Source organism: Exiguobacterium sp. R-39 (genome assembly GCF_049942815.1).
In the GTDB taxonomy this organism is placed as follows: Bacteria; Bacillota; Bacilli; order Exiguobacteriales; family Exiguobacteriaceae; genus Exiguobacterium_A.
Window position 1 is genome coordinate 835,788 of the sequence record NZ_CP187965.1, and the last position, 18,032, is coordinate 853,819.

14 protein-coding genes are annotated in these 18,032 nt (G+C 46.6%); 13 read left to right on the forward strand and 1 reads right to left on the reverse strand.

Features of this window, described 5'->3' with window-relative positions; genetic code table 11:
* Positions 1 to 41: 41 nt before the first annotated feature.
* Positions 42 to 203: a hypothetical protein gene (locus tag ACP26N_RS04315; RefSeq protein ID WP_165871660.1), complete on the reverse strand. Its 162-nt coding sequence runs from the start codon at positions 201 to 203 to the stop codon at positions 42 to 44.
* A gap of 274 nt (positions 204 to 477) precedes the next feature.
* Between ACP26N_RS04315 and ACP26N_RS04320 the strand changes: the two genes are divergently transcribed.
* The 13 genes from ACP26N_RS04320 (at position 478) to pulA (ending at position 18,019) form a co-directional block, all read left to right on the forward strand.
* Positions 478 to 3,120, forward strand: coding sequence for a glycosyltransferase (locus tag ACP26N_RS04320; RefSeq protein WP_131503939.1), 2,643 nt, complete (start codon positions 478 to 480; stop codon positions 3,118 to 3,120).
* Positions 3,120 to 4,124, forward strand: coding sequence for a methyltransferase domain-containing protein (locus tag ACP26N_RS04325; RefSeq protein ID WP_426354856.1), 1,005 nt, complete (start codon positions 3,120 to 3,122; stop codon positions 4,122 to 4,124). The genes ACP26N_RS04320 and ACP26N_RS04325 overlap by 1 nt, the downstream gene beginning before the upstream one ends.
* The gene (locus ACP26N_RS04330) at positions 4,016 to 5,338 is read left to right on the forward strand and encodes a glycosyltransferase family 4 protein (RefSeq protein ID WP_426354857.1); all 1,323 of its coding nucleotides are present in this window, start codon (positions 4,016 to 4,018) and stop codon (positions 5,336 to 5,338) included. The genes ACP26N_RS04325 and ACP26N_RS04330 overlap by 109 nt, the downstream gene beginning before the upstream one ends.
* On the forward strand, positions 5,335 to 6,573 hold the full coding sequence (locus ACP26N_RS04335) for a glycosyltransferase (RefSeq protein WP_426354859.1): 1,239 nt from the start codon (positions 5,335 to 5,337) through the stop codon (positions 6,571 to 6,573). Before ACP26N_RS04330 ends, ACP26N_RS04335 begins: the two co-directional genes overlap by 4 nt.
* 300 nt (positions 6,574 to 6,873) lie before the next feature.
* Positions 6,874 to 8,166 carry a nucleotide sugar dehydrogenase gene (locus ACP26N_RS04340; protein WP_426354861.1) on the forward strand — a complete coding sequence of 431 codons (1,293 nt, stop codon included), beginning with the start codon at positions 6,874 to 6,876 and terminating at the stop codon, positions 8,164 to 8,166.
* On the forward strand, positions 8,163 to 8,963 hold the full coding sequence (locus ACP26N_RS04345) for an ABC transporter permease (protein WP_214854085.1): 801 nt from the start codon (positions 8,163 to 8,165) through the stop codon (positions 8,961 to 8,963). Before ACP26N_RS04340 ends, ACP26N_RS04345 begins: the two co-directional genes overlap by 4 nt.
* Before the next feature lie 11 nt (positions 8,964 to 8,974).
* Entirely contained in the window at positions 8,975 to 9,805 is an 831-nt protein-coding gene (locus tag ACP26N_RS04350) for an ABC transporter ATP-binding protein (RefSeq protein WP_214854082.1), read from the forward strand.
* A gap of 23 nt (positions 9,806 to 9,828) precedes the next feature.
* A complete protein-coding gene (wecB, locus tag ACP26N_RS04355; RefSeq protein WP_131973213.1) occupies positions 9,829 to 10,929 on the forward strand; it encodes a non-hydrolyzing UDP-N-acetylglucosamine 2-epimerase in 1,101 nt (366 codons plus the stop codon).
* A complete protein-coding gene (locus ACP26N_RS04360; RefSeq protein ID WP_214854079.1) occupies positions 10,926 to 11,420 on the forward strand; it encodes a hypothetical protein in 495 nt (164 codons plus the stop codon). The genes wecB and ACP26N_RS04360 overlap by 4 nt, the downstream gene beginning before the upstream one ends.
* Complete coding sequence (locus ACP26N_RS04365) at positions 11,410 to 12,798, forward strand: MBOAT family O-acyltransferase (RefSeq protein WP_131973211.1); 1,389 nt, start codon at positions 11,410 to 11,412, stop codon at positions 12,796 to 12,798. The genes ACP26N_RS04360 and ACP26N_RS04365 overlap by 11 nt, the downstream gene beginning before the upstream one ends.
* Before the next feature lie 15 nt (positions 12,799 to 12,813).
* The gene (locus ACP26N_RS04370; RefSeq protein WP_131973210.1) at positions 12,814 to 13,995 is read left to right on the forward strand and encodes a DHHW family protein; all 1,182 of its coding nucleotides are present in this window, start codon (positions 12,814 to 12,816) and stop codon (positions 13,993 to 13,995) included.
* Between the two features lie 11 nt (positions 13,996 to 14,006).
* A complete protein-coding gene (locus ACP26N_RS04375; RefSeq protein WP_131973209.1) occupies positions 14,007 to 14,939 on the forward strand; it encodes an LCP family protein in 933 nt (310 codons plus the stop codon).
* Positions 14,940 to 15,106: 167 nt separating this feature from the next.
* Positions 15,107 to 18,019: a type I pullulanase gene (pulA, locus tag ACP26N_RS04380; protein ID WP_426354865.1), complete on the forward strand. Its 2,913-nt coding sequence runs from the start codon at positions 15,107 to 15,109 to the stop codon at positions 18,017 to 18,019.
* Positions 18,020 to 18,032 lie beyond the last annotated feature (13 nt).

Genomic DNA, 18,032 nt, shown 5'->3' on the forward strand with positions numbered 1-18,032 from the left:
CTTTATGGGAGAGCAAAACCTTTTTTTATGGAAAATCCTATTTATTGATCAGCGGGATCTTTTTTTAATTCTTCCAAGTCTGGATCCGGATGCTGTGTTTCAGCCGGTTTGATACCGGGATCAGATGTTTCCGCGGGTTCCGGATCCGGGTGTAAGCCGACATCTGCTGTTTTGTTTGGCAAGTCTTGTTTTTTATCCGTCATGATTTTGTCATCTCCCTTATCATCAATACTTTTACATTTACCCCAATTGATTGTTCTAAAACGAAAAGCGACAGGTTTGAGTTCATTGTTTTGTGCGAAACACGTTGTGAACCAAATCGACTCCACGCATTTTTGTCCTGATTTCATGACGAATGTCCGGGAAACCGTTAAAGGCTTCACCAAGTCTTTACAAAAACCTTGCAGATCCTTTAAGTCTCCTTTGAACTGGACTCGTAGACTGATAGGGAGATGAAAGAAGGAAGGGTGTATACGCGTGAGTGGACAACAATTTAAAAAAGCAGTCATGAAACAACTTCAATGGGTACGCGAGGAGAAGCAACGGCTTCGATTGGAATCAAAGGCAAGTGTTGCTTCCATTGAACGTTTACAGAAACTCCCGGTACTGACGATGAAGACCGGAATCCGGCCTAATACTTCCGGACGTCCTTCAACAACAACGACTTATCACGAACAAAGTAACAGCGGATTGTTACAGGAGATTGCATATGCAGATATTCCCCTGCACAGCGGAACGCGTTATTTTGAGCAGCGGCCACTGGAAGTCGCCATCGTCTGTTCCGAATTCATGTATGCCTACTATCAAGATGCGCTCCACTTACACTACGTCAATCCGGCAACGTTTGAAGAGGTATTTGAAAAACCGATTGACCTGTTCCTGGTCGTATCCTCATGGAAAGGACTTCAGGGAGATGACTGGAAAGGTGTCGCCACACCGACCTCCAAAAAACGGGCCCGTCTGATGGAAATGATTCGGCAGGTGAAGGGGAAAGAAATACCGGTTGTTTTTCAATCGACAGAGGATCCAAGCAACTTTGACCGTTTTAGTGATGTGGCAAAGGAAGCGGATTATATTTTGACGTCAGACGAAGCGATGATTCCGGAATATCAAGTGTTATGCGGGCATGACCGGATTGAAGCGACGACGTTCGGGGTGAATCCAATCATCCATAATCCGATTGGTGCGACACGCAGTCGAAACAAACACGTGTTGTTTGCCGGCAGCTGGATGGCAAAGTATCCGGAGCGTGTCAAAGACACCGAGATGTTATTTGATGGTGTCTTACGTTCCGATCATACACTCGATATCGTTGACCGCAACTATCAGTTGAACTTACCGGATTATCATTTTCCGCAACGTTACGTCTCGCGCGTCGCACCATCGATTCCTTATGAGACATTGCAACAAGTCAGTAAGTGTTATGACTGGGTGTTGAATTTAAACAGCATTAAATATAGTAAAACGATGTGTGCACGACGAATCTATGAATCCCAAGCACTCGGAAATCTGATTTTGTCGAATTACAGCATCGCCGTCAACAATGATTTTCCGAACGTGTTTACCGTCCATGATCATCAAGAGGCGCAAGCGATTTTAGAACGTACGACCGGGGATGACGTGAAGCGACTCCGGGCAGAAGGCATTCGTTCCGTCATGTCATCCCATACCGTCTATGACCGGATTGATCAGATGGCCCGCTTGCTGAAATTACCTGTCCAGCCGTTGCGACGAAAACTCCTGGTTGTCTTACGAAAAGTGACACCGGAGCTAAACCGGATGCTAGAACACCAAACCGTATCACCGGATTGGATTTACCGCGAAGAAGACCTGACGAAAGAATTATACGAGCAGACCGATTTAGTCGCTGTACTTGATGGGACGGAGTCATACGGAGAGTACTACCTTGAAGATTTAGTGAACGGATTTAAATACAGTGATGCCAGCATTGTCCGTAAAACAGCTCAAGATGAGATACCATTCGTCATTCAGGACGAGCTGGGCCGGACGGGTGGCAGTATGATTTGGCGTGCTGACTTTTCTTATGAACAGTTCAGTGAAGGGAAGATGGCAGGCAAAACATTGCTTCTTGATGCACTCGAGTGGAACGAACAAGGGAAGTCATCTGCTGTTGAAACACCGATACTGTCCGTCGTCGTGCCGATTTTTAATAATGGATATCATCTCACGTATAAATGCTTTGCCAGTTTAAAACGAATGGATCGATTTGCCGAGACGGAAATTATCTTAGTGGATGATGGATCAACAGACCGGATGACGTTACTAGCGATTAATCGTCTCGCGCGACGACACGGCAACGTCGTAACCTACCTGTTCCCGACAGGCGGAAGCGGCAGTGCGTCACGTCCGCGCAATAAGGGTGTTGAACTGGCGCGTGCCGAACGGATTGCGTTCCTGGATCCTGATAACGAAGTGTTGAGTGACCGGTATGCCGAATTGTTGAAGGAACTCGATCAAGACCCGACACTCGATTTTGCAGTCGGACATATGAAAAAGCTGGCCGAAAAAACAAGTATCATCGCTTTACCGAAAGTTCGGAAAGAAGGACGGATGGTTTGCGATCAACCTAAAACGTATTTGCTAGAGAACCGCTTTTCCGTCCAAAGTATTCAAGCGTTAGTCGTCAAGAAAAGCTTTTTGCAGAATCATCAGCTGGAGCAAGTCGTCGGAGCCGTCGGACAAGACTCCTTGTTTTTCCAAGAAATGATGTTGCATGCGGACCGTGTCTTACTCGTCAACCGTGTCATTCATTATTACTACGCCGCAGTAGCAGGTTCGACTGTCAACTCCCTGACCGTTCGCTTCTTTGAACGCAGCGTCGTCCGGGAAAAGGCCCGGGCTGAAAAGTTTGCACGTTATGGTGTCCTCGATGCCTACAAAGAAACCCGCTTCGAACACTTTTTTGAACATTGGTATTTGGTGAAACTTCGTTACTGCAGTGATAAAGATTTTGGTCCGAGCGTCGCGCTCCTCCGAATGATTGTCGCTTTTTATGAACCGGTGACATTGACGAATCCGTTGATCCGCCGATTCGTTGAACTTGCGGATAAAAAACAGACTGATGCTATTCAAGCATTGTTATTAGAGGAGGTACGGTGATGCCAACAAAACAGATGACACGACCAAAAGATGAAATCCGTGCCGCTTATTATGACCAACTCGGAGTCCAGTTCGGAAAAAAAGTCCGCTCACGGATTCACTGGATTATTCGCGAGACAAAGGGCAGTCAGATTCTCGACATCGGTTGTTCAGGAGGACTCGTCCCGATTTTACTCGGTCGTGAAGGGAAACAGGTTGTGGGAATCGATGTCTCACCGGAAGCCATCACAGAGTCAAGACAAGCATTGGAAAAAGAAGCACGTTCGGTCAAAGAGTTGATTCAGTTTGAAGAAGCCAATCTGATGACGTTTTCAAACAGTCAACGTTTTGATACGGTCTTGATGACGGAAGTTCTCGAGCATATCGGCGAACCTGAACGGTTTGTCCAAAAAGCCTGTTCCTTCCTGAAACCGGGTGGACGGCTTGTCGTAACGGTTCCGTTTGGTGTCAATGACTATGCTGACCATAAGCGGACGTATTATTTACATCATTTGTTGGAGCAATTGACACCCTATGGAACGATTGATCGATTGGAGCGGATGGACAAGTGGTTAGGCGTGATTGTGACGCTTCATGAGGAAAAACAACAGGTCCGCAGTATGACGAATCAAGAAATCGACTGGTTGGAAACGGCTTTTGAAGCAATCGAGCGGATGCATTTGACTGAAATCGTTCGATTAAAAAACCAGCAAAAGAAATGGGAGCAGAAACAGCTGAAACAGCAGACCAATGAGCAGGAATATGCGGAGTTATCATCAGAACATGAGCGGCTGTTACAACAAGTGACCGAACAAGAAGAAACGATTGCACTGTTGGCACAACAGTATCAGTTGGTCCTCGAACGGTATGAAGGAGCACTTGTATCGAATCTGGATGTCTTGGAGGCGAATACGCAATGGAAATTAAAATACCAATCACTGGCAAATTCAAAACTTGGAAAAATCGCCGTCCGTTACTGGAAGTTCCGGCGAAAGCTCAAACAAAGACGGGCCCGGAGACGATGAATGTGTTGATGATCTGTCAAAATTTCTATCCGGAAATCGGCAGTGCTGCCAATCGGATGAAAAATATCTTTAAACGGATGGAACAACAAGGAAGTAACGTCCACGTCCTTACATCAGAACCACTGTACCCGACGGCGGAATTGTATACGGACGCGATGTTTTGGGACGAACCAAGTTTGGATGCAGCTAATATTACCCGGATTCAACCACGTGACCTGCGGGCGACGACAAACTTATGGCGACGGCTCCGGTTGTTTTTAGAACAGTTTGTCCTGGCGGTCCGGGAAGTACGGCAGGATCAAAAACAATATAGCTACATCTATGCGACGACGCCTTCCATCTTTATGGGACTGGTCGGAGTCGTTGCCAAGTTCATCAAAAAAGCACCACTCGTGTTAGATGTCCGCGATTTGTGGCCGGAATCACTGGTCGGTGTCGGTATCACGAAGTCACGTGTGTTGCTTGCCCCGCTCTACTGGCTTGAGAAATGGATGTATCATCGGGCCGATCAAATTGTCATCAACAGTGAAGGATTTCGTTCGTATATCGAGAGCAAAGGGATCGCACCGGAGAAAATTCATTACATTCCGAATTCAATCGAAGAAAACGAATGGTTGATTAAACGGAGGAAAGTGTCGGAGCAGGTCCGCGTCGTCTATACGGGCAATATTGGATTGGCACAGGATGTGTTCTTATTACTTGATGTAGCGGAGCAATTACAAGAGGATGGAAACATTGAATTTCACGTCGTCGGATACGGCTACCATAAAGAAAAGTTTGAAGAACATGTCTTAAAACGCGGACTGACGAATATTCATTTCATGAACGCGATGCCGAGATGGGACGCGCTGAAACAACTTGCGAAAAGTGACATCGCCTTTGCGACGTTAGTCGAAAGTACGGCATTCGATACGGTAACGCCTGGGAAAATCATCGACTATATGGCAATGGGATGTGCGATTGTCGGAGCCGTTTCAGGACATGCGGCAAAAGTGATTGAAGAGGCCGGTGCAGGATTCGTCTCACGGGAGCGGTGTCGTGAGACAATCGTCGGAAAAATCCGGTATCTCGCAGAACATCCGGAAGCGCGTGAAGCAATGGGCCAATCGGGTGTAGCGTATGTTCAGACCCATTTTGACTGGGAACAAAATCAAGAACGATTGTTTGAAGCGATTCGTAAAACCAATTTTCAAGTAGTAGGGGTGAGTGAATGAAACGGGTCGGGATGTTTGTTTGGAATACGTTTACGAATGATGCACGTGTATTACGGGAGTGTACGGCACTCGCGGAAGCAGGGTATCACGTCGATTTATATTGTCTAAATGATGGCACATTACCAGCGATGGAGTATCACCCGAGCGGCTTTCAAATCATCCGAATTGAACGGACACCTCCTTTTGAAACAATCCTTCGTCGTCTGAAGAAGCGTAACCCGGTTACGCTTCTGGCTGGCGCAGGATTGTTCTTGTTCGTTCCTTGGCTGATTCCGGTTGCCGTCATTCTGTATATGTTGCAGAAAAGCCGGTTTATCCGCTATGCACTTTATAACAGCTTCGGGATTGTCCGGATGACACGGGCAGCACGTAAGCGGAACTACGATATCATGCATGCCAACGATTTAAATACATTACCGCAAGCGATTTCGGCCGCGAGAGGGGCAAAAATCGTCTACGATTCGCATGAAGTCCAGACGGATCGGACGGGCTACGGAAAAGGACAAGGCGGTTTAGAACGTCATTTATTACGATTTGTGGATCAGACGATGGTCGAAAATGAGACACGTGCCGATTACCACTTAGCCCTTTACGGAGAGCGACCGGCCGTGTTGCACAATTATCCATTTTATCAAGAAACGGTACCGGAAGCACGCCCGCTCCGTCAAGAACTCGGAATGGACGAAAACGAACCGATTTTATTGTACCAAGGCGGTATTCAGGAAGGACGGGGGCTCGGGCGGTTGATTGAAGCGATGCCGTTGATTCGAAACGGCACACTGTTGTTCATTGGCGACGGAAAAATCAAACCGGAGCTTCAACGGCTGGCGGCTACGTCCTCAGAACGAGAACGTATTCATTTTATGGATAAGGTACCGCTTGATCAGTTACCGAGTTATACAGCAGCAGCGACAGTTGGGTTTCAAGTGTTAGAAAACGTTTGTTTTAACCATTATTCGGCCTCTTCGAATAAATTATTTGAATACATGTCAGCCCTTGTCCCGGTCGTGGCAGCAGATTTACCGGAAATCCGTGGTGTCGTCGAGACAGAGGCCGTCGGACTGATTGTTGACGTTGAATCACCTCAATCGATTGCCGCTGCCGTCAATCAAATCGTCGAAGAGGACGGGTTACGTCAGGCGATGAAAGAACGGACAAAGCAGGCACGGCAGAAATACAACTGGGATAAAGAAAAAGACCGATTATTGACTGTCTACTATGAATTAGTGAAGTAAATGAACGAGAACAGAATCGAGAAACAACAAAGATGCAGGTAATTCCACGCTGAAGAACGATGGAATTGACCGGATTGTGTTGTTTCTCTCGCGAATGCAACAAAAGTTCGTTGTTTATTTACAAGCTTTACAAAAAGCATAGGAAAAGGGCGGAATGTAAGGTCTGTGAAGAATGGTTTAAGAGATGGTTAGAAGCATTGGAAACACAAGCAATTGTCGTTATGGTCTAGGTACAGCCACGACACAGTCAGTTTTTCTGACGTGAAGGACTAACTCGTACCTAGATGGAGGAATGACAAAATGAAACTTTGTACAATCGGACTCGGATATATTGGATTACCTTCTTCAGCCATGTTTGCAGATCACGGAACGGACGTCGTCGGGGTCGACATCGACCCGCGCATCGTTAAGATGTTGAATGCGGGAGACATTCATATTGAAGAACCGGGACTTGAAGATGTCATCAAGCGTGTCGTCGCAAACGGAAAGTTTCGGGCAACACTGACACCGGAACCGGCAGATGTCTTTTTAATTGCTGTTCCGACACCGAATTTAAATGACACGTATAAATCTTGTGACTTGAAGTATGTCCTGTCAGCCGTTCAGAATATGTTGCCGCACGTTCAAAAAGGCAACGTCATCATCGTCGAATCAACAATCGCTCCGCGGACGATGGATGATCATGTCCGACCATTAATCGAGGAGGCAGGATTCATCATTGGTCACGACGTATTCGTCGTCCATTGTCCGGAACGTGTCCTTCCGGGACAAATTCTTCATGAACTCATTCATAACAACCGGATCGTCGGCGGCTTGACATCAGCTTGTGCAGATGCCGGAGCAGCGGTCTACGAAACGTTTGTTCAAGGGGAAATCGTTAAGACGGATGCGAAGACGGCAGAAATGTCGAAGCTGATGGAAAATACGTTCCGGGATGTCAACATCGCGTTAGCCAATGAACTGACGCAAGTCTGCCATAAGCTCGAAATCAACGTGCTGGACGTGATTGAGATGGCGAATATGCATCCACGTGTCAACTTGCATCATCCGGGACCAGGTGTCGGGGGACACTGCCTTGCAGTCGATCCTTACTTCATTGTCGCGAAAGCCCCGTCCCTTGCACGAATCATCCATACAGCGCGGGAAACGAATGTCAACATGCCACACTTCGTCGCAGAACAGGCCGAGCGTCTCGTCTCTTCGCGTGTTCGACCGAAAATTGCTGTCTTTGGCGTCACGTATAAAGGAAACGTTGATGATATGCGGGAGAGCCCGGCTGTAGATGTGATTGAACAATTGATTGACCGTGGACTGGATGTCGCAGTTTGCGATCCGCATGTCGAACGTTCGATTTCCTCACGTTTTGAACTAGTAGATGAAATTGAAGCGATTCAGGGAGCGGATCTTGCCCTTGTCTTAGTCGATCATGATGAGTTTAAACGTTTTGATTCACGTCGTCTTGCCAACCAGATGCGGACACCACTCTTATTTGATACGAAAGGAATCGTCCAACCGCTCGAAGACGTTACAGTCTTAAACTTCGGTAACTTGCATACGCATCAAACGACGGAAGTGGACGCAAAAGCGATATGAACGGAATTCATACAATTGGGAAAGAGTTGAAAGATCATTTTTATCTGATCTTTCGTCTTTCACTTTATGAGACAAAAAGTCTATACAGCATGCAATACCTCGGTTGGTTTTGGGAAATCATGACGCCGCTCCTGCAGATTGGTGTCTACTGGGTCGTCTTTGGTTTCGGGATTCGCGGCGGACATCCTGTTGACGGAATTCCATTTGTCTTCTGGTTGGTCAGTGGATTGATTGCCTGGTTTTTCATCGGCAGTACGATTCCGAGCGGTTCACGTTCGATTTACGGTCGGGTCGCTTTAGTCTCGAAAATGCACTTTCCGCTTAGTACAATCCCGGCGTATGTCATCTTGGCGCAGTTCTATCGCCACCTTGCCATGATTGCGTTGACGATTGTTCTGGGGATGGCATTCGGCTATTTCCCGGGCTGGCATACGTTTGAATTGTTGTATATCGTGCCGGCAGGTGTGATTTTCCTGTATGCCGTTTCACTGTTGTTATCGGCCCTTTCGACCATGATCCGTGATGTCCAAAATATGGTGACGTCAGCCATCCGGATGTTGATGTACTTGACCCCAATCATGTGGATCCCGCCGGACCACAGTTTGTTTAAGACGTTGCTGATGATTAATCCTCTCGTCTATTTGATTGAAGGATACCGTTCGGCGTTGATTGGAACCGGTTATTTACTTGATCATGTCTGGTACGGTTTCTACTTCTGGACGGTGACATCCGTGCTGTTGGTAGTCGGAGCAGCGGTCCATTTGAGATTCCGCCGGTACTTCATTGATTACGTCTAGGAGGAGAAAACATGAGTCACGTCGTATTTGAAAATGTTTCAAAACGTTACGTCCTATATTCACGCCCAATCGATAAATTAAAAGAAGTGTTGTTTGGTAAAGTCAGCGGGAAACCCTTTTATGCGTTGAAAAACGTCTCGTTTTCCGTCAAGCAAGGTGAGATTGTTGGAGTGGTCGGAATCAATGGAAGTGGTAAATCGACATTGTCGCACCTGCTTGCGAACGTGACACCGCCGACTTACGGTCGTGTGACGCTCGGTGGTAAATCCGCATTGATTGCGATTTCGAGTGGTCTGAACAACCAATTGACCGGGCGGGACAATATTGAACTGAAAGGCTTGATGATGGGATTGAATAAAAAACAGATTCAAGCCATCACGCCGGAAATTCTCGAGTTCGCAGATATCGGGGATTTCATTGATCAGGCGGTTAAGACATACTCGAGCGGTATGCGGGCAAGGCTTGGTTTTGCAATCTCGATCAACATCAATCCGGACATCTTGATTATCGATGAAGCCTTGTCAGTCGGTGACCAGACGTTTACGGAAAAATGTCTCGATAAGATGCGGGAGTTTCGTGACCAAGGAAAAACAATCTTTTTTGTCAGTCATTCCTTGAATCAAGTCAAAAGTTTTTGTACGAAAGTCCTTTGGCTCGAGTACGGAGAAGTCCGGATGTTTGGTCCGACAACGGAAACGATGGCGGAGTACAATAAGTACCTTTATTGGTACAAACAACTTACAAAAAAACAAGCGGCACATTATGTTACGAAAAAACGAACAGGGCGAAGTGATGAAATCGAGCGTTCAACACGCGGTGAAACGATTGAATTGTCGTCATGAATAACGGATAGGGGATGGAACGAATGAAACGAGTCATGTTAGTGTTCGGAACGAGACCGGAAGCAATCAAGATGGCACCTGTCGTCAAAGCATTGGAAAAACGAGAAGGAGTCGAACCGATTGTCGTCGTGACGGCACAACACCGGGAGATGCTGGATCAAGTCCTAGAACTGTTCCAAATCGTTCCGGATCATGATTTGGATTTGATGCGTCCACGCCAGACACTCGAAGAGATGACGGCACGGATTTTGAATGCGATGCGTCGTGTCCTGGAAAAAGAGCAACCGGATTTGGTGTTGGTCCATGGGGATACGACAACGACATTCGCTGCTTCACTCGCCGCCTTTTACCAACAGATTCCGGTTGGACATGTCGAAGCCGGTTTACGGACGTATCAGAAGTATGCACCGTTTCCAGAAGAAATGAATCGTCAATTGACGGGTGTACTCGCGGATTACCATTTTGCGCCGACAGATCAAGCAGCAGAAAATCTGCGCCTCGAGAATAAAAAAAGTCCGATCATCGTGACCGGTAATACCGTCATTGACGCATTAAAAACAACTGTGTCTGATGATTACACGCATCCCGTTTTAAAAAGTCTTGCAGCAAGCGGTCGCAAGTTGATTCTGTTGACTGTTCACCGTCGGGAAAATCATCTGCAATTATCGCAGATTTTTGATGCCATTGAACGATTAGCAGACAGTCATCCGGATATTGAAATTATCTATCCGGTCCATCCGAATCCGGTTGTACTCGAAGCAGCCGAACAATTGAAGCACCATCCGCGTATCCGATTAATCGAGCCACTCGATGTCTTCGATTTTCATAACTTGGCAGCCCGGGCGACGTTGATTTTGACGGATTCCGGCGGGATTCAGGAAGAAGCTCCTTCGTTAGGTGTCCCGGTTCTCGTATTACGTGAGACGACGGAACGGCCGGAAGGTGTCGAGGCCGGTACGTTGAAACTCGTCGGAACGGATCCGGAACGTATTTATACAGCCGGTCATCACTTGCTGACAGATCCGATGGCATACGACGCGATGGCGCAAGCAGCGAATCCCTACGGAGACGGGCATGCGGCTGAGCGGATCGTCGATGCTATTTTAAGTGAGGTACCGGTATGAGTTCACGACCACTGGAACTGGCGAGTTATCAATTTTTTCCGCAAGGCAACCGGGAAAAGATTTTACTTGAAGAAGATCAGAAAGGGGTCTGGTTTGATTTTCAAGAAGCCGATCCGACTAATAAATTGTACATCCAGTTGTTTGATCAAGGGTTTCAGTATCCTCCGTCAAAATTGTATCGGGCAGATGCTTCCTTTGAACAGGCAGAGACAATCACCCTCACTTGTGAATTAGAAGCAACCGAACCGTGTGATATTCAAATCTTTAAGATGCAGTACGGACAAAAAAAACGGATGCATTCCGAAACGGAATGGTTGACAGTGGACGGTCCGACTACATGTTTCTTTCAACTGAATCGAGTTAAAGGAGCCGACTATTTCAAAATCGCATTCAAATTTTTACTTGAAGGGGACATGCGGGTCCGGTTGACGATGTTACACATCAATCGGCTTGTTCCGCTCAAACAGGAGGAATCCTATCATGTTATTTAGTTCAACGATTTTTCTGTTTTTATTTCTGCCGACGGTACTGATTGTCTATTATCTGTTGCCGAGAAGCTTTCGAAATGGCTGGCTCCTCGTAGCAAGCCTTTTCTTTTATGCGTTTGGTGAACCGCGATTTGCATTATTGATGCTGTTAAGTGTCGGCATTAATTATTTCTTTGCATTATTCGTAGACGTCTACCGCCACCGCATCGGTGTGAAATGGATCATGTTCAGCATGATTGCTGTCAATTTAGGATTACTTGGCTGGTTCAAGTACAGCGGTTTTTTTGTTCAGTCTGTCAATAAGACGTTTCATGCCGATTTTTTTGTTCCGGAAATCGTTTTACCACTCGGAATTTCCTTCTATACATTTCACGCGATGAGTTATGTCATCGATATTTACAAGGAAAAGGAAGCCGTGCAAAAAAATCCGCTTGATTTAGCATTGTATATCGCCTTTTTCCCGCAACTGGTCGCAGGACCGATCGTCCGCTACAACACGATTGCGAGTCAGATTGAATCCCGTCAAGAAACCGTATCGGACTTCTCGAAAGGGGTCCGCCGATTCATCATCGGATTATCAAAAAAGTTGATTTTAGCAAATGGCTGCGGTCAAGTAGCAGATGCCATTTTTGATATGAAGGATTTATCAATGGGGCTCGCATGGATTGGGATCATTGCTTACGCCCTGCAGATCTATTTTGATTTTTCTGGATACAGTGACATGGCAATCGGACTTGCATTAATGTTCGGCTTTCATTTTCTTGAAAACTTCAACTATCCGTATATTTCGAAATCAGTGTCTGAATTTTGGCGTCGCTGGCACATTTCACTTGGATCATGGTTTCGGGATTATGTGTACATTCCGCTTGGAGGGAACCGGGTTTCACCCTGGAGACAATACCGGAACCTCGGAATCGTCTGGATGTTGACCGGACTTTGGCATGGAGCGAGCTGGACGTTCGTCGCCTGGGGCGTCTATTACGGAATCTGGATCATGCTTGAAAAAGCATTTCTCGGGAAGTTATTGGCGCGAGTCCCGGTACTGGCAACGGTCTGGACACTCGTATTGGTTCTGGTCGGTTGGGTCTTTTTCAGATCGGAAACGTTCCCGGAAGCCATCACGTATATTCAAGCAATGTTTATGCCGGACGTACTTTGGGATGACCGTGCGAGTTACCAACTTGTCCAAAACGGTGTCATCTTAGCACTTGCATGTCTTGCCGCAACACCGATTCCAAAACGGATTGGAGAACGATTTGTCCAGTCATCGGGCAAAATCGGACAGACGTTGCAATATGGATATGCGATGGTTTTGTTATTCCTCGCGACATCTGCACTGGTTGCAAGTACATTCAATCCCTTCATTTATTTCCGTTTCTAGAGAGGAGGAACACCAGTGGCGCAACCTATTGAAAAGAATCAGAAACAGACACAACCGGGAACTACGTTTGAGAAAAAGATGATGTGGCTGACGATCATCAGTTTTTTTATCATTTTGCTGACAATCGGAATTGGAACGATTCTTCGCGACGACCGTGTCAGTTCCCAACTTGAAAATCGAACACTTGCACATTCCGTTCAACCGACTATGCAAGGAGTGGCTTCCGGTAAGGATATGCTGAAGATGGAAAGCTATTTTGCGGATCAGTTATTGTTACGTGGTACTTTCGTTGAAATGCAGGCACGTCTATCGAAAAATTTGTTTCAACAGCCGTTTCGAAATGGGATCTACACTGCTGAAAACGGCTATATGATTGAACCGAGTCAAGCGGCACAACCGGTCATTCCGAGTGCTTTTCAACAGTTCACGAAAGATGTTGATCGGCCTGTCTACTTCGCACTTGCACCATCCAAGACCGTTATTGCGGAACGGGATGGAATCATTCCGGACTATGTCGCCTCAAACGCTGAGCAACGGTACAAGACGATGCAAGCCGGCTTTATGAAAGCAGGAATTACATCGATTCCCCTTGATGCGTTAAAGCTGACGGATTACTTTAAGACAGATCATCACTGGAACGTAGATGGTGCCTATCAAGCCTATGGCGAAATTATCCGTACAGTCGCCAAAACAGAACCGACGTTAAAAAAAGTAGAAGTCGATCCTGAATCAAAACGCGCATCGGAACATCCGTATTTTGGTTCACTCGCCCGCAAGACGACACTTGCGTATGCGAGCACAGGAGACAAAATTGAATATTACGATGCCGGCCAATTTAAGGGTATCGACGTCTGCTACGACAAAAAATGCGGTCAGCCGTTGATTGATGAGCAATTTATTAAGGAAGAGGGCGACTATGCCGACCGTTACGAAGTCTTTATGCGCGGTAACCACGGTATTTTATCAATGACGTCAAAAACGAAAGGACCGAAGTTACTTGTCCTCAAAGACTCCTTCGCCAATCCTGTGCTGCCGTTTCTTGCCCGAAGTGCGAATCTCGAAGTCGTTGATATCCGCTATGTCCATAAAGACTTTGATGCCTCTGAATTTGCGAAGCAAAAAAATGTGGATGCCGTCGTCTTTTTACACAATGCGAATATCGCCGGATTAATGAAGACGTATCAGCAGAAATTATAGGAGGTACCGCTGTGGAATCACGTTTGCGAAAGAGGCGACCTTGGATTGGATGGCGTGTAATCAGTGCATTGTTATTGGCATGCATCTTGATTGTCAGCGCTACGACCGGGTATGCTTTTTTAAAGTTGCAACATACGGCGGACGGTTTCATTACTCCGCTAAAAGGGCAAAAAAAGCTTCCGCTTGAAGTGATGCAGCCGGTCAACGTCCTGTTGATTGGTGTGGATGAACGAAAAAACGATCCGGGACGGGCCGATGCCATCATGTTATTGTCGTTTAACCCGAAAACACCAAAAGCGACATCACTGTCGATTCCACGTGATATGCAGGTGACACTGTCAGATGGTACGAAAACGAAAATTAATCATACCTATGCTTACGGTGGAGTGGAAGAGACGATTGAGACGGTTGAGAAGACCTTTGACGTCAAGATTCCGTATTACGCCAAAATCAATATGGAAGGTCTGATCGAGCTGGTCGATGCGGTCGGCGGAGTCACTGTCGATAATCCGTCTGCGTTTAGTTGGAACGACCGGCGTTTACAAAAAGACTACGCTGAAGGAAAAATAAAACTGACCGGACTTGAAGCGAGCGGTTATGCACGCATGCGAAAACAGGATCCGCTCGGGGACATGGGACGGCAAATTCGTCAGCGGCAGGTACTTGAAGCTGTCGGCATGAAGCTTGCCGGACCCGATATCCTGACGAACTTGGAAGATGTCAGTCGGGTCCTGAAAAATAACTTTAGTACAAATGTCACGTTTTCCGAAGCAGCCCAACTCGCACAAGAAAATCAGGCGGGATTCGAGCGGTTAAAACCGTTAAAACTTGAAGGGGAAGGCTATATCGCAAGTGACGGTGTCTGGTATTTCTTTGCATCGGATCACTCGATGAAAGTCACGAAGCAGGCAATTACTGAAGTGACGGATCGTCAATCAAAATGAAAATATAAGAGGGTGACTGGGAAGTCAGCCTCTTTTTTATGGTCATACGTCCGCGTTGGTCCAAAAGTCTTATTTTCTTTAGTGAACTAAAATAAGCTTTGACAGAGCAGCCGAACGAATGGAGAATGAAAATGAAAACGATTACATAAATCCAAGGAGGATACGGCATGAATCGATGGAGATCAGTCTGTGCAGTTGTGCTAACGTTTGCACTGATGTTTAGTTTAGTTCCGGTAAATGGTCTGGCACTGGAAAAAGGAGAATCGACACTGGTCATCATTCACTACAAAGAAGATAAAACGTCAGAAAAAGATTGGAATCTCTGGTTGTGGGCAAATGGGCCGGATTATTTCCCGAACAAGGCACATGCCTTTAACGGTCAAGATGCTTACGGAAAAATTGCCGCTTACGAATTTCCGGTTGATCAACCGGAGAAAATCGGTTTCATCGTCCGCGATGATTCCTGGAACAAAGATGCCGGTTCGGAAAACGACCGCTTCATCACAAAAGACATGATCAAAGACGGTGTTGCCGAAGTTTGGATTGAATCGGGTAGCAAAGAAGTTTCACCGGTTAATCCGACGGGCGGCAATGACGTCGAGTCCGTCAACACGAACATTCATTATTACCGGTATGACAATGACTACGAGAAGTACGGGGTGTGGGCATGGCCAAACGCTCAGGATGGAAAACGGTTTGAATTTGACGGTCAAGACGCATTTGGCGCTGTAGCAAACGTCATACTGGCGAATAAGACGAAGGAACGTCTTGTCGGAATCATTCCTCATATCGAAGGATGGTCTGAAAAAGACGGAGCGGATCGTTTCTATTATGCGGGAGCGAAGGATATTTGGCTGATTGAAGGCGATCAAACGGTTTATTACAGCCAACCGGATATCGATCGGACGCCAAAATTCAAAAGTTTCCTGGCCGATGATTTTAAGACGATGACGTTGAAAACGAACTCGCCGATTACGTCAGAAGATTTAAAAACGCTGACCTTTAAAGGACTCGTCAATCCGCTTGTCACACAAGTGGATGCGAAGACGTTAAAAGTAACCGTCACGACGGACATTGATTTAGCAGATGTCATTACGGTCTCGCACCCGGTGTTCGGGGAAGGGATTTTAGAAGCAGGAAACGTGTTGCGTTCCGATGCTTTTGACAAAAAATATGCGTATGATGGAAAACTCGGCACGTCCTATCAAAAAGGAAAAACGACGTTCCGCGTTTGGGCACCGACTGCGCAAGCCGTCGAACTGGAACTCTACAAATTACCGAAAACACAAGCGGCCACTACAAAGAATATCGTCCGTGAAGTGAAGATGGTCCGTGGCGACCGTGGGGTCTTCAGTGTAACGATCAAAGGCGATCTTGACGGAGCAGGATACACCTATGAAGTCAAACACGCTAAAGAAACGACACGCGCCGTTGATCCTTATGCGACAGCCGTCGCTGTCAACGGAGATCAAGGAGTGGTCGTCGACCTGAAAGAGACGAACCCAAAACGTTGGACAAAATCAAAAATGCCGCTGAAACAAACAACTGATGCCATCATTTACGAAACGCATGTCCGGGATTTGTCGATGTTTGATGTCACAGGAAACACGTACGATTCAGGCATCAAGCAAAAAGGAAAGTATCTCGGTGTTGTCGAGCCGGGAACACGTTTGTTGAAGGATGGTAAAAAAACGAAAACGAAAACAGGACTCGATCATTTGAAAGAGCTTGGCATCACGCATGTCCAGTTCATTCCGGTCTATGATTTCAATACGGCTTCTGTCGACGAAACGAATCCGCTTAAAACATACAACTGGGGCTATGATCCGAAAAACTACAATGCACCGGAAGGCTCTTACGCGACGAATCCGTACGATCCAAAAGTCCGGATTAAAGAAATGAAACAAATGATTCAAGGTTTGCACGATAACGGACTTCGTGCCGTCATGGATGTTGTCTACAATCATATGTTTGACGCGAAAGCATCGAATCTCGATAAAATCGTTCCGGGTTACTACTACCGTTACACGGAAGGCGGCGATCTCGCCAACGGAACAGGTGTCGGAAACGATACGGCTTCCGAACGGAAAATGATGCATAAATTGATTGTTGATTCTGTCGCCTACTGGGCAAAAGAATACTGGTGGGACGGTTTCCGCTTCGATTTGATGGGGATTCATGACGTCAAGACGATGAATGCCGTCAAAAAAACAACAACTAAAATCGATCCGTCGATTCTTGTCTTCGGGGAAGGCTGGAGTCTCGGAACACCGCTTCCGGAAGCAGACAAAGCCAACCAGACGAATGCCAAGCAAATGCCGGGAATCGCTCATTTCAACGATAACTTGCGCGATGCACTTAAAGGAAGTGTCTTTGAAGACACGGATGCCGGTTTCATCAACGGTAAAACAGGTCTTGAAACACGCATTAAACGCGGAATCGTCGGTGAGATTGCGTACAGCAAAGACATCACGGGATTCGCAGCAGAACCGAATCAAGCCATCACGTACGTCGAAGCCCATGATAACCACACATTATGGGATAAGTTGAACTTAACGAATCCGACAGATACGGATGCGACGAAAACAAAGATGCACCGCTTGGCGTCAAGTATTCTGCTGACGTCACAAGGAACAACATTCATCCATGCCGGTCAAGATTTCATGCGGACAAAAGGCGGCGACCACAACTCGTACAAGTCACCGGATTCCGTTAACCAGCTCGACTGGAAACGTAAAATGGACCGTCAAACTGATGTCGACTATATGAAAGGTCTGATTCAAGTCCGGAAAGCAAATCCTGCTCTTCATTTAGGAACAGCAAAAGACATCCGCCGCTACCTGACGTTCACATCGTCACCAGAGCAGGTTGTAGCGTATCAATTATCAGATGATGCGCCTCAGCAAAAAACAGATCTTTATGTCGTTCACAATGCGAAACGTCAAGCCGTCAAGATGACGTTACCAAAAGGAACATGGAATGTGATCGTCGATGGTAAAACCGCCGGAACAAAAACACTGAAGAAAGTATCAGGCAACGTGACGGTTGATCCGCTCAGCTCGTACGTCCTAAAAAAATAATCAACTCAAAAAC

Coding starts and splice junctions, on each gene's coding strand:
- ACP26N_RS04340 (WP_426354861.1), top strand. CDS start 6,874: ATGAAACTTTGTACAATCGGACTCGGATATATTGGATTACCTTCTTCA.
- ACP26N_RS04330 (WP_426354857.1), top strand. CDS start 4,016: ATGGAAATTAAAATACCAATCACTGGCAAATTCAAAACTTGGAAAAAT.
- pulA (WP_426354865.1), top strand. CDS start 15,107: ATGAATCGATGGAGATCAGTCTGTGCAGTTGTGCTAACGTTTGCACTG.
- ACP26N_RS04315 (WP_165871660.1), bottom strand. CDS start 203: ATGACGGATAAAAAACAAGACTTGCCAAACAAAACAGCAGATGTCGGC.
- ACP26N_RS04360 (WP_214854079.1), top strand. CDS start 10,926: ATGAGTTCACGACCACTGGAACTGGCGAGTTATCAATTTTTTCCGCAA.
- ACP26N_RS04365 (WP_131973211.1), top strand. CDS start 11,410: ATGTTATTTAGTTCAACGATTTTTCTGTTTTTATTTCTGCCGACGGTA.
- ACP26N_RS04335 (WP_426354859.1), top strand. CDS start 5,335: ATGAAACGGGTCGGGATGTTTGTTTGGAATACGTTTACGAATGATGCA.
- ACP26N_RS04350 (WP_214854082.1), top strand. CDS start 8,975: ATGAGTCACGTCGTATTTGAAAATGTTTCAAAACGTTACGTCCTATAT.
- wecB (WP_131973213.1), top strand. CDS start 9,829: ATGAAACGAGTCATGTTAGTGTTCGGAACGAGACCGGAAGCAATCAAG.
- ACP26N_RS04345 (WP_214854085.1), top strand. CDS start 8,163: ATGAACGGAATTCATACAATTGGGAAAGAGTTGAAAGATCATTTTTAT.
- ACP26N_RS04325 (WP_426354856.1), top strand. CDS start 3,120: ATGCCAACAAAACAGATGACACGACCAAAAGATGAAATCCGTGCCGCT.